Raw genomic sequence first — 11,777 nt, 5'->3', positions numbered from 1 at the left:
TATATGGTTAATGCCATATGGCGTACAAAAAACTAGCACTCATACTCGGCAATTGTTTATTCCATGACCATAATCGATTAAACCCGGACAAGCATACCCTCTTCTTTATGGCGGAGGATGCCGGATTATGTACACACTTCAAGTATCATAAACACAAGTTGGTATTATTCCTTTCAGCGATGCGCACTCATGCCGAGGAAATTGAGAAGAGCTTCACGTTGAACTATCATAAACTCAATCGAGAAAATCGAGGTAAGAGCTATGAAGACAAACTGAAGGAAACGATGGACTCGTATGCAGATATACAGGAGATCGTGACATACGATATTGAGGATCATTTCTTTGAAAAACGAATCAAAGAGTTCTGCAAAAATGAAAAGCTAAAACTCACCATCGTTGATTCACCGGGATTCATTACCACGAAGGAAAAATTCAGAAAATTCAATCAGGAGTACAAGCCCTTAATGCAAACGTTCTATAAACAGCAGCGGCGTGACTTTAACATACTCATTGACAAGAAAGGCGATCCAATTAATGGCAGCTGGTCATTTGATGAGGAGAACCGTAAGAAACTACCAAAAGAGATTCGCATTCCTGAGCAACCCACTTCGCATCCTACTGATCATACCGAAGACGTTAAAAAAATAGTAGATGAATTATTCCCGGATCACCCCGGAAATACAAACAACTTTCGGTGGGCAACCACACGCAGGCAGGTGCTTTATCTGTTTGACATTTTTTTAAAAGAACGTTTTGAAAATTTTGGACCCTATGAAGATGCCATTCATAGCAAGGAAGTGTTCGCCTTTCATTCGGTCTTGTCCCCGTATATTAACATGGGATTGGTAACTCCTGATGAGGTGGTCGATAAGGCTTTGGAGTACTACGAGGAACACGACACACACTTCCCAAGCGTAGAAGGTTTTGTTAGGCAAATCATCGGCTGGCGGGAGTTTATGCGTGGCATCTATCATGAATATGATAAAAAGCTAAACGTCAATTATTTTAATCACAAGCGAAAAATGAAGTCCTGTTGGTATGATGGAAGTACAGGCATTCCTCCTCTGGACAATGCGATCAAAAAGGCCAATAAATATGGGTATACGCATCACATCGAACGACTCATGGTGCTGGGGAATATCATGCTCCTTTGCGAACTGGATCCAGAAGAGGTCTACAAATGGTTTATGGAGATGTATGTGGACTCAGCGGATTGGGTGATGGCACCCAATGTGTATGGTATGAGCCAGTTTGCAGACGGTGGCATCTTCGCTACCAAGCCCTACATAGGTGGGGCGAACTACATCAAAAAGATGAGTGACTATGGAGCGGGGGATTGGGAGGATGTTGTGAATGGTCTCTACTGGCGCTTCATACAAGAAAACCTGGAGACGTTTGCCAACAATCAGCGCATGTCCATGATGGTAGCTACCCTAAAAAAGATGAATCCGGAGAAGAAGGAGAAGATATTTAAAGCAGCGAACCGGTTTATTGAGCGGGTGACGCACTAAAAACCATTTTCTTTAAAGAAACTCAGCTGTAAAATGAAAAAAGAAGAGTTTCCCATGCCGGAAGAGCTTGAGAACAAGTTTCAGGAAGATCCGGGTTTCAAAGACGCTTTTGAATCGCTAACTCCAGGAAGACGAAGAGGTTACCTGCTCCATTTTTCATAAGCCAAACAATCTGCTACAAGAACATCCAGAATTGAAAAGGCAATGCCTAAAATCTTTGAAGGTAAGGGTTGGAATGAAAGGTGATGTTAGTAGTTTTCCTTCTAAATGGAAAACTCCGCAATCAGAAAACTATTTCTCATCGATACAGTTGGTGGCCTTCTATCGGCAATATTGTTGGGACTTGTGCTCGTTCACTATCATAGCCTAATTGGTATGCCTGTACATATCCTAAGGGTACTTGCAGGTGTGGCCGTTCTTTTTATGCTAAACTCCTTTTCTTGTTATTATATCAATCCTGTAAATGCAAAAGCCAGATTAAGATCAATCGCTATTGCAAATCTGCTCTATTGTGTAACCACACTTATACTGATGGGAATATATTTTGACATGTTGACGCTTCTGGGATTAACCTATTTCATTCTGGAAATCCTTGTTATCACTTTCTTGGCTCGTTTTGAATTCAAATCAACTTTAGCCTAGGCACCTATTTGATTCACAAAAAAAGCCTCCCGGGAGGGAGGCTCGCTACTAGGAATCAGCTGTCGTCACCGAACAACCAATCTTACGGTATGAAAATCCTGATTTTCATGATGAACCTTCACGAAATAAACCCCTGGTGATAACTCACTAACTTTTTTCGGCCCATGTGCTGCTTTATATGTTTTGACTAGTTCCCCATTCAGTGAATAGATCGCAATGCCGGCAATATTGATCCCATTCAACCCTCTAAGCTCAAAGTGATTTGAAGCCGGGTTCGGGTAGATATGTAGAACAACTTTTGAATTGCCAAGCGTGGTGCTTTCGGTTACTTCGAATGAAACTTCAACGTCACCTGCTGCATTGTAATTACTATTTCCTGGTTGTGTCGCAGTTACGCTTACCGTCCCTACTCCTGTTGGCGTTAGTTCATTTCCATCCAGATTTGCAGGGCCATCAATAGCATAGGTAATTTCCAGTCCACTACTGGAAGTTGCTGCAAGCATAATCGGTTCGGTATCTACGCCCATTTCATAATCAGCTATTTCATCAAATGTGATTGTTTGATCAGCTTTATTGACTGTAAGCAACTGCTCCACATCTGCGGCTGAGAGATAGTTTTCATCGCCATCCTGCGAAGCAGTGATAGTAGTTGATCCTGCACCCACAATCGTCACTTCATTTCCATCCACAGTAGCTACATCAGGATTGGAAGACTCAAAGATTACAGGGCTTGAAGAAGCACCCCCAGTCGCTGATAGTGTAAATGAATTATCTCCATAGGTCTTCGTCTCCAAAGTGCCAAAGGTGATTATCTGGCCTGCCTTCTCCACATCGAAAGTTTGTAGCACGGATGGTGCCGGCTCATAATCAATATTTCCGGACTGTTCGGCACGTACCTGCACCGTCCCAATACCTGTTATGGACAATTGGTCACCATCCAGTGAGGCTGGTCCCGATATGAGCTGAAAACTAACCTCGAGTCCCGAAGATGCAGTCGCTTCTAATGTAAACGGTGCGTCCCCAAAGGTTTTATTTTCCAGCGGGTCGAAAGTTATCGTTTGGGGGAGACGGCTAAATATCCAACCTACTACATTCCCATTGTCTACTGAGTTTAGGGCATTAAAAGTAGCTCCGCCTGTGGCAGTTACATTTTCCAACAGGAGGTAATCCCCATTTACCACACCTGAGCTCTGTGATAAGGTGAGGGTTGTACCAGCCACCTGAGGCTCCAGAGTAATAGGCATTTCTTCGGTTCCTGCTATGATCAGTTCGTTTGTTTCAATTGTCAGATCGACGGTCCACTTGATTACATTATCTGGTTCGATCGTTAACCTATTCACCGTGAGGTCATTATAAATGATGACATCATCCTGCAATGTCAGGTTGTTTAAGGTCCATGATGAACCCACATCATTTGAAAATAAAATGGTACCGGATATTGTAACTTCAGAGCTTCCACCATTAATGGTCGTATTGGTTGCCGCATCTGACCTCCAGGAACTTAAGTCCAAAACTGAGGTTCCCAAATTCAGCACCTTACTTTCATCACCAAAAAAATTGAAACCCAAAGCTGTTACTGAAAACCCGTCAGTATTCAGTGTACCACTTTCCATATCGATATCTCTGGTCACTAAATCACTTAATAGGGTAAATTCTCCCGAAGAAAGAATGTTGATTGTTTTTGTTGAACCTGGTCCTCCGGCAAAATCGATCGTTTCCATTTCTGATGAGAGAAAATTTATAGTGCCAACATCAAAAATTGCATCAACAGATCTCGCTAATGATCCATACACATTGAGCTCTTTTGTACTATTTGATAGATAAAAAAGTTGATCCACTCCTGATGCGTCAAAATCGTGACAACTGGCAGAAGCCTGATCGATGATCACCACCTCCAGATCAGTACTGAAGGAGTTAGCATCAAAAATGACATTATCTAAAACTCCGGGAGCAGCATCATGAAAGGTCGATCCACCAGAGGTGGTTGCCCAGTGATTAGCATAGTCTGACCAATCGCCTCCATCTCCAACCCAATAATAATCCGACCCGGTTGGTTCTGTGATATTCCACCCTGAATTATTTCCATTGTCTATGGTCTGATCAGCATTGAAGGTAGCTCCGCCTGTCGCCACCATATCCTCAAGAATCAAATAAACGCCATCGACAATTCCTGATGACTTGGAAAGCGTAGCTTGTGTACCTGAAAGATCTGAACTGATAGCAATCGGATTGGGCTTAGTCCCATTCAAGATAAGGTCGCCATTTATGATGTTAGTAGAGCTTTCTTCAAAAGACACATTTGATCCTGATAGGATAGTAAGATTCTCTATCGTGTGGCTTCCCTCTACATATACTGAACCATCCAGAACCAGGTCATTAAAAGTGAGGCTTTTGTTTACACTACTGGTAATCGTGATTTCTGATTTTACAATCAATGTAGAATTATCTGCATTGAAAGTTGGGGTACTGGAAGAATTTAGAAATGAGAATATCGCCGTTGTTATTGTCCCACTACCGGCATTTAAAACCACGTCGTTTCCATATAACTCCACCTCACTGTTCGATGCAGTGGCATTAACATTAAAGCCATTTAAATTCAATGTGCCGCCATACACAAGCAGGTTTCTTCCAATTTCCAAATCATCCATAGCATCATAACTTCCCGAGCAATCAACGCTCAGGAAAGTCACATTTCCGCCAGATCCGAGTGTAAGTGTATGATTACCTCTCCCTTTTAACTTAATATATCCGGGAACATCTTTATCAACATCATCGGTAAACGTTGCTGACCCAAACACATTTATGTTGTTACCAAATGGCACTGAAAATGTTGGCGCATTGGTCACTCCAGTCCAGTCAATGGAAGCACACTCCGCATTTTCAATATCAACAGTGATGGCCTGAGAACCTTGAGTAAATGAATTGGCATCAAAAAACACGTTATCATAGCGACTTGGATAGTCCGTGTAAAAGGTACTGCCGCCAGAAGAATTAGCCCAATGATTCGCTGCATCAGTCCAGTCCCCGTCATCTCCTACCCAATAGTAGTTCTGAGCAACAGGTGCTGAAATGCTCCAGCCGGTGCTGTTTCCATTATCTATCGAATTATTGGCCGAAAAAGATGCTCCGCCGGTTGCATGAACATCCTGCAACTCTATGTAATCAATAGAGATGCTTGCTGATGTGGAATTAAAAGTAGCTTCACTTCCAGCTGTGCTGGCATAGATATCAATTGGATCAAATTTGGTTCCTTCTGAGAGTAAATTGTTAACAGTAAAGACATCACCGGATTCCAACTCTAGTTCTAATCCTGCAGGGAATGTGATCTCATTGAAAGCTGCATCATTTCGTAATCTGCAAAAGCCTCCAAGGAATTTCAGGTCATAGTAAGTAAATGGCCCATCACTCTCCTGATCACCGTAAAATGAATTAGTCAAAATCTTTGAAGTGCCCGCATTAATCGTGATGTTGGATCCATATATCCACCATCTATCTGTGGTTATTTCCGAATTGCCAAGGTTTATCACTTTAACTGAAGTTCCTGATGTAGTAAACCTTGCTTCTGCCAGGATATCGTTTCCATTTGTATTGAAAGTGCCAGCATTAAGATAAAAATTCTTTACATGAAGATTATCCTGAAGGGTCCATTCACCACCTACTCCATTCAGTCGTATCAGAGAGTTGTCACCCAGATAGGTGCCGTTTGTTGTAATCGTATTTCCGGTGGCGTTACCCTCAAATTCTATATCGTCGAAATCGGCTGTCATGTCAGCAGACATGGTGATCGATCCATAGACATTTATATCATTGTCATTACCATTGATAGTAGGAAAATTGGTTGCATCAGACCAATCCATAGAGAGGCAGTTTGCTTCAATATCCAAGGTTACTACCTGACCAAAACTGTCAAACGAATTGACATCAAAAATGACATTATCTGATGAAGTTGGGGCCTGGGTATGAAAAGTAGACCCTCCACTCGTTGTGGCCCAATGATTCTCATAATCTGACCAGTTACCTGAGCCTCCTACCCAGTAGTAATCCTGAGCAAATAGTGACGTAAAAAAGACAAAAAACAAAAAGGTGATTATTGATTTTTTCATAGTAGCGCTTGAAATATTCACATTCAAGTTGCTACTCAAATAATAACATTAAAAATAATTTTCGTGAACGACCGATTTAGTTCGTGAACGACCTAAAGAAAGGAAATACGATCAATAAAATCATGTTTATAAGCCCTGCCAATTGGTATTTTATGATCGTTGATAAATAGGGCTCCTCCTTTGATGGTAGAGATGGCATTAATGTTCACACAGTAAGATTTATGAACCCGAATGATCTCTTTTGAGTCCAACCTCTCCTGCATCGATTTTAAATTTTGACTTACCATCACCTCTTCATTCTCAAATATCAAACGGGTATAGTTATCTACTGCTTCCAGGTACAGCAGTTTATCCAAATCCACTTTAATTGATCCGTTTTTCTCTCTCACAAAGACCGGGTTTTCAGATTTACTCTCAGAAGCTTTAAAAAGCGCCATCTGCACATTCACCTTCACATCCTTTGCCTGAAATGGTTTTACCAGATATGCCTGGGGTTTGGTTCGCTTGGCCCGTTCAATGACAGAAGTATTGAAATAAGAGGTAATGAAAATAAAAGGAGTTTGTGAGGCTATATTTAGATGTTCTGCAAGGTGTATGCCATCCTTACTTCCCGAAAGATTCACGTCCAAAAGTGCCAGATTAAATGAAGTGTTTTTTAGAGAATCAATCGCTTCATCATAACTCATCGTGATGTGCACCGCTTCAATGCCCATATCATTGAGTAAAAATTTCAAGTCCTGAGCAATCAAAGGCTCATCTTCTACAATAAGAATTCTGGCACTCACGAGACTAATTTATACTTACTGATGGTTAATTGGGTCATGAATCCCTTTTCATTCTGCGTTTGTATAGAGGCCTGGAGTTTTTGAGCTAACGACTGAATGAGTATGGAACCAAACGTATTCTTCCCTTCTACTTCACCTTGACCAACGCCATTATCAGTCACTTTTAATGTGAGCTTTTCAGATTCCTCTTTTAAATAAACACGAAGCTCTCCCTCCCTATCGTCTGGAAAGGCATGCTTGAAGGAATTACTGATCAATTCATTCAGAATTAACCCCATTGGAATAATCGTATCTACGTCAATGTTCAACCGATCTATTTCATAAACAACGTTTATACGGTCATTTATACCATAGGCCTCAGCCAACGTATCAGTTAAATCAGCTATGTAATCCTGTGCATTTACACCCGACAGGTTATTATCCTGATACAGTTTTTGATGGATCAACGCCATGGAGGCCACCCGATGCTGCCCCTCATTAACCGCCCCAAGCGCCTTCTTATCTTCAATAAATCTGGATTGCATACTTAGCAGACTGGAAACCACCTGGAGGTTATTCTTTACCCGATGATGGATTTCCTTTAGAAGTGTTTCTTTCTCGATCAGTGATTTTGAGATTAAAGCATTGCTCTTTGATTTGGTTCGAAGAAGTATGAAAAGGAATATTGCAAGCACTAAAACCAGACCCGAAATCATGAACCAAATGTTTCGTTGGTTCCGAGCACGCTCTTGCTCCACCTCCAGTTCTGCAATCTCCTTTTTCTTCTTTTCATTGTCATACTTCGCTTCCATCTCATACACTAAATCTGAACGCTGCTGTTCGATCAGCTGTTCATGACCTTCTATGTACTTGTCCTGGTAGGTAGATGCCTTTTGAAAGTCTTCCAATAACTGTAGAGCCTCATAGACGCTACGATAAATAATGATTTTCTCTCTTAGGTTAAGTATTGAAGCCTCATGCTGATCAACAAACTGAATAAGTGTGTCGAGCCCATCTTTATCCTTCATGGTGACTTTAGCATCAATTAAAAAGCTGATATCGAAAAAAATACCATCTTTGTTTTTTTTCTTAAGCCCAATTTGCAATGCTCTTTCCAGATATGGGATTGCTTTTTCCGGCTCACCTTTTCGTAAGTAAAGGTTTCCAAAATTGGAATACAGTGAATTAGTCATGTCTGATGAAGGCACATTTATTTCAATTGCATCCAGAAACAGTTTCTCTGCCTCATCAAAATTCCCTAGGCTACTTTGAATACTAGCCATATTCGTCAGAACCTTCTTCTTAAAGTCTGGATCATCGGACGTATTATCAACAGCAAGCTCATAGTAGGTAAGCGCCTTCTCATAATCATCTGAAATATGGAAAAGAATGCCTATACCATGATAGAGATCCTGCTTATAGTCAATTCCATGCTCGTCGCAAATATCAAGCGCCTGCTCATATCGTTGAAAGCTGGTTAAGTAATCGCTTTTATACAGGTCATAATAGAGTGCTTGATATTCCAATGCGTATATCTGATGCATTGGTTGATTTGCCTTCTGGGCTAACTCAAGATATTGTTGAGCATAATAAAGCAATGAATCATTTCTTTCATTGTAAAAATCACTTAGAAGCTCATTGTAAACAGAAAGTTTAACCTCATAAGAGGAAGTTTCTTCAATTCGTGATATCAAAGAGTCTGCCTTTTGCCCATTGACATGATAAAGCGATAAGAGTGCTGCGAGAAAGAAAACGATAGTGCGCTGTTGATGCATATGGATGAATTCTATTTGAAATTAAGAATTACTGATTAAATGATAAGTTGTGGGAGTCCACAACTTCGTCCTACAGAAAAGCTGTAAGAAACATAAATTAGTTTTTTATTATGCATATCGCCTTCTATCCAAATTTTAAACTACAATAATAGCATTGAGCCATATTTTTCATTAAATTATAGTTGAACCAAGCTCATAAATCAATGAAACACGCAGCACACCTCATCCTTTTTGTTTTTATTCTGACTAGTTGCAATCAGAAATCACCCGAAGTTCAACGAACCGGAATGGAAGAACAAACCAGAGATAAACTCACCGGTGCATGGAGAATGACCGATTACATGACTGTTTCAAATGAGGGTGACACCACTACGGACGAACGGGTCCAATTTAAAATGTATGTTGATGGTAGTGTAATGTGGGGCTTTGAATCTCCAGCCGAGTACACCGAATGGTTTGGATTTGGTACCTATAACATCGAAGGAGATACCTTATATGAGACCATGATCTCTGGTTCCTGGGCATTCAGGCAGGTCATAAGCAAGGATGGTAATTTCTTCCGAATCGGTATAGACGTTACCGACAGTACATATACTCAGGTGATCAAAGGACCTGAAGAAACTGCATATGAGTCGTATGTTCGGATAGAGAACTAGATTTAGACACGTCTCCAACACCCTCGTTCTAAACCTTCGATGTATTTCCATGGTTAATTAAACATGGAAAAAAACTATGTGATTGTCGGAGGAAGTTCCGGCATAGGATATGAATTAACAAAACAATTATCAGAACAAGGACACAATGTACTCGTACTTTCAAGAAGTAAGGGCAAACTTGATTCACTTTCTAATGTAACACATATATCATATGACGTGACATCAGAAGAAGGTCCGAACATCGATCTAGACACTATCGATGGGTTTGCATATTGTCCGGGTACTATTAACCTCAAACCCTTTCATGGATTGAAGCCAAAAGACTTTCAGGACGACTTTGATATCAATGTAAAAGGTGCGGTAATAACCTTGCAGTCAGTAGTAAAGACCTTAAAAAAGAGTGGAAATGCGTCGGTAGTACTGTTCAGCACCGTGGCTGTTTCGCAAGGCATGCCTTTTCATGCGTCAGTCGCAGCAAGTAAAGGTGCGTTGGAAGGCATTACCCGATCATTAGCAGCTGAGCTTGCACCAAAAGTTCGAGTAAATTGTATAGCACCATCTGTTACAGATACTCCCTTAGCGAGTCGTATACTCTCCTCTGAAGAAAAAAAGAAAAATTCAGGTGAGCGTCATGCACTCAATCGTGTAGGAACTGCGGAAGAGGTGGCAAGAATGGCTAAATTTCTACTCTCGGACGATTCCAGCTGGATGACAGGACAAATCATTGGTCTGGATGGAGGCATGTCTGCAGTCAGACCAATATAATAGCGTAAGATGAAAATACTATTGACCGGATCCACCGGATATATCGGAAGAAGGCTTCTTCCCTACTTGGTAGATGCCGGTCATTCCGTGGTATGCCCGGTTCGGGATGCTCGTCGCTTTGACTTTGAAGATTTCAATAATGATTTCCTCAAACATGTTGAAGTTATTGAATGCGATTTTCTGAATAAAGACAGCCTTCAGAAGCTCCCAAAAGACATTGATGTCGCCTATTATATGATCCATTCGCTGAACTCAAACAGCAAGAAGTTCAGCAAGATGGAATCAGATTCAGCATCAAACTTTGTCGAGTACGTTGACTCCACAAATGCCGATCAGATCATATATCTCGGCGGAATAGTGAATGATGATGAACTATCTGAACATCTCAAATCCCGGCATAACGTCGAGGAGGTATTAGCAGAGTCAAAAGCACCATTAACCGTATTAAGAGCGGGTATTATCATCGGGTCCGGTGGGGCATCATTTGAAATCATCCGTGATCTGGTAGAGAAGCTGCCTGTCATGATTGCCCCAAAATGGCTCAATAGCAAGTGCCAACCCATTGGTATTGCTAATGTAATGGACTACCTGATGGGAGTTCTGGCAAACGATAAAGCACTTAACAAAACCTTCGATATCGGTGGTAAAGACATCCTGACCTACAAACAAATGCTTTTACAGTTTGCGGAAGTCAGAGGGTTGAAACGGTGGATTATTACCATTCCTGTACTGACCATTCGATTGTCATCACTATGGCTGTATTTGGTCACTTCTACTTCCTATCGATTGGCCAGAAACCTGGTTGATTCAATGAAGAATGAAGTAATAGCTCAGGATGACTCCATAAAAGATGCTGTTGACATAGAGCTTTACAGCTATAAGGAATCACTCGAACGTACCTTTCAGAAAATTGATCAGAAGCAAATTATATCGTCCTGGAAGGATTCCTTTGCCAGCCCATCTTTCAATGAAACGTTTCTTACACAAATAGAAGCACCTAAATTTGGGTGCTTTAAAGACATACGGAGGTACACCTTTGAGCGAAGTGCTGATGAAGTAGTGGAGAATATCTGGCAGATCGGAGGAGAGCGTGGGTGGTACTATGGCAACTGGCTGTGGGAGATAAGAGGGTTCATGGATAAGCTAGTCGGTGGTGTTGGATTAAGGAGAGGAAGAAGAAGTCCGGACGACCTGAAAGGAGGAGATGCATTGGATTTTTGGAGAGTGCTGGAAGCCGACAGGCCAAATAAACGTCTACTCCTATTTGCAGAAATGAAGCTCCCGGGTGACGCCTGGCTGGAATTCAAAATTAAGCCTGAAGATGATAAAAATTGCCTGATTCAGACAGCTACCTTTAGACCCTTGGGGTTATGGGGACGTCTTTACTGGTACCTGGTATTTCCATTCCACGGATTCATTTTTAAAAACATGGCCAGAAATCTGATCAACTTTAAAGAAACCAATTCTTCTCCCGAGAGGAGTTAGAGATGGGTTATAGGATAATGAATAACTTAACCCACCCCCGATCCTTCCAAGGAGGGGAATAAGATTAAATGAAATT

At 41.3% G+C, this 11,777-nt stretch carries 9 protein-coding genes; 6 read left to right on the top strand and 3 right to left on the bottom strand.

What is annotated here, in order from left to right:
* The first annotated feature begins 17 nt into the window (after positions 1-17).
* The 3 genes from ACXAH9_RS14265 to ACXAH9_RS14255 all read left to right on the top strand — a co-directional run bounded on the left by ACXAH9_RS14265 (position 18) and on the right by ACXAH9_RS14255 (position 2,153).
* Entirely contained in the window at positions 18-1,511 is a 1,494-nt protein-coding gene (locus ACXAH9_RS14265) for a cryptochrome/photolyase family protein (RefSeq protein ID WP_474895527.1), read from the top strand.
* 33 nt (positions 1,512-1,544) lie between these two features.
* Positions 1,545-1,673, top strand: a complete 129-nt coding sequence (locus ACXAH9_RS14260) for a YdeI/OmpD-associated family protein (protein WP_474895526.1) — start codon at positions 1,545-1,547, stop codon at positions 1,671-1,673.
* Between the two features lie 105 nt (positions 1,674-1,778).
* Positions 1,779-2,153, top strand: coding sequence for a hypothetical protein (locus ACXAH9_RS14255; protein ID WP_474895525.1), 375 nt, complete (start codon positions 1,779-1,781; stop codon positions 2,151-2,153).
* 65 nt (positions 2,154-2,218) lie between these two features.
* Here ACXAH9_RS14255 and ACXAH9_RS14250 read toward each other — a convergent pair whose 3' ends face one another.
* From ACXAH9_RS14250 to ACXAH9_RS14240, 3 genes are all read right to left on the bottom strand, one after another.
* The gene (locus ACXAH9_RS14250) at positions 2,219-6,256 is read right to left on the bottom strand and encodes a T9SS type A sorting domain-containing protein (RefSeq protein WP_474895524.1); all 4,038 of its coding nucleotides are present in this window, start codon (positions 6,254-6,256) and stop codon (positions 2,219-2,221) included.
* Between the two features lie 92 nt (positions 6,257-6,348).
* Positions 6,349-7,041 carry a LytR/AlgR family response regulator transcription factor gene (locus tag ACXAH9_RS14245; RefSeq protein ID WP_474895523.1) on the bottom strand — a complete coding sequence of 231 codons (693 nt, stop codon included), beginning with the start codon at positions 7,039-7,041 and terminating at the stop codon, positions 6,349-6,351.
* Positions 7,038-8,795: a sensor histidine kinase gene (locus tag ACXAH9_RS14240; protein ID WP_474895522.1), complete on the bottom strand. Its 1,758-nt coding sequence runs from the start codon at positions 8,793-8,795 to the stop codon at positions 7,038-7,040. Before ACXAH9_RS14240 ends, ACXAH9_RS14245 begins: the two co-directional genes overlap by 4 nt.
* A 203-nt stretch (positions 8,796-8,998) precedes the next feature.
* Here ACXAH9_RS14240 and ACXAH9_RS14235 point away from each other — a divergent pair, with 203 nt between their 5' ends.
* The 3 genes from ACXAH9_RS14235 to ACXAH9_RS14225 all read left to right on the top strand — a co-directional run bounded on the left by ACXAH9_RS14235 (position 8,999) and on the right by ACXAH9_RS14225 (position 11,701).
* On the top strand, positions 8,999-9,451 hold the full coding sequence (locus ACXAH9_RS14235; protein ID WP_474895521.1) for a hypothetical protein: 453 nt from the start codon (positions 8,999-9,001) through the stop codon (positions 9,449-9,451).
* Between the two features lie 63 nt (positions 9,452-9,514).
* A complete protein-coding gene (locus tag ACXAH9_RS14230) occupies positions 9,515-10,216 on the top strand; it encodes an SDR family NAD(P)-dependent oxidoreductase (RefSeq protein WP_474895520.1) in 702 nt (233 codons plus the stop codon).
* Between the two features lie 9 nt (positions 10,217-10,225).
* Positions 10,226-11,701 carry an SDR family oxidoreductase gene (locus tag ACXAH9_RS14225; protein ID WP_474895519.1) on the top strand — a complete coding sequence of 492 codons (1,476 nt, stop codon included), beginning with the start codon at positions 10,226-10,228 and terminating at the stop codon, positions 11,699-11,701.
* Positions 11,702-11,777: the final 76 nt, after the last annotated feature.

The sequence above is a fragment of the Ekhidna sp. ABH4_415 genome (assembly GCF_056161305.1).
This window is presented reverse-complemented; position numbering and strand designations above follow the sequence as displayed.

Bases quoted from the DNA above. Each gene is read 5' to 3' on its own strand.
- ACXAH9_RS14265 (WP_474895527.1), top strand. From the start codon at position 18: ATGGCGTACAAAAAACTAGCACTCATACTCGGCAATTGTTTATTCCAT.
- ACXAH9_RS14260 (WP_474895526.1), top strand. From the start codon at position 1,545: ATGAAAAAAGAAGAGTTTCCCATGCCGGAAGAGCTTGAGAACAAGTTT.
- ACXAH9_RS14255 (WP_474895525.1), top strand. From the start codon at position 1,779: ATGGAAAACTCCGCAATCAGAAAACTATTTCTCATCGATACAGTTGGT.
- ACXAH9_RS14250 (WP_474895524.1), bottom strand. From the start codon at position 6,256: ATGAAAAAATCAATAATCACCTTTTTGTTTTTTGTCTTTTTTACGTCA.
- ACXAH9_RS14240 (WP_474895522.1), bottom strand. From the start codon at position 8,795: ATGCATCAACAGCGCACTATCGTTTTCTTTCTCGCAGCACTCTTATCG.
- ACXAH9_RS14235 (WP_474895521.1), top strand. From the start codon at position 8,999: ATGAAACACGCAGCACACCTCATCCTTTTTGTTTTTATTCTGACTAGT.
- ACXAH9_RS14230 (WP_474895520.1), top strand. From the start codon at position 9,515: ATGGAAAAAAACTATGTGATTGTCGGAGGAAGTTCCGGCATAGGATAT.
- ACXAH9_RS14225 (WP_474895519.1), top strand. From the start codon at position 10,226: ATGAAAATACTATTGACCGGATCCACCGGATATATCGGAAGAAGGCTT.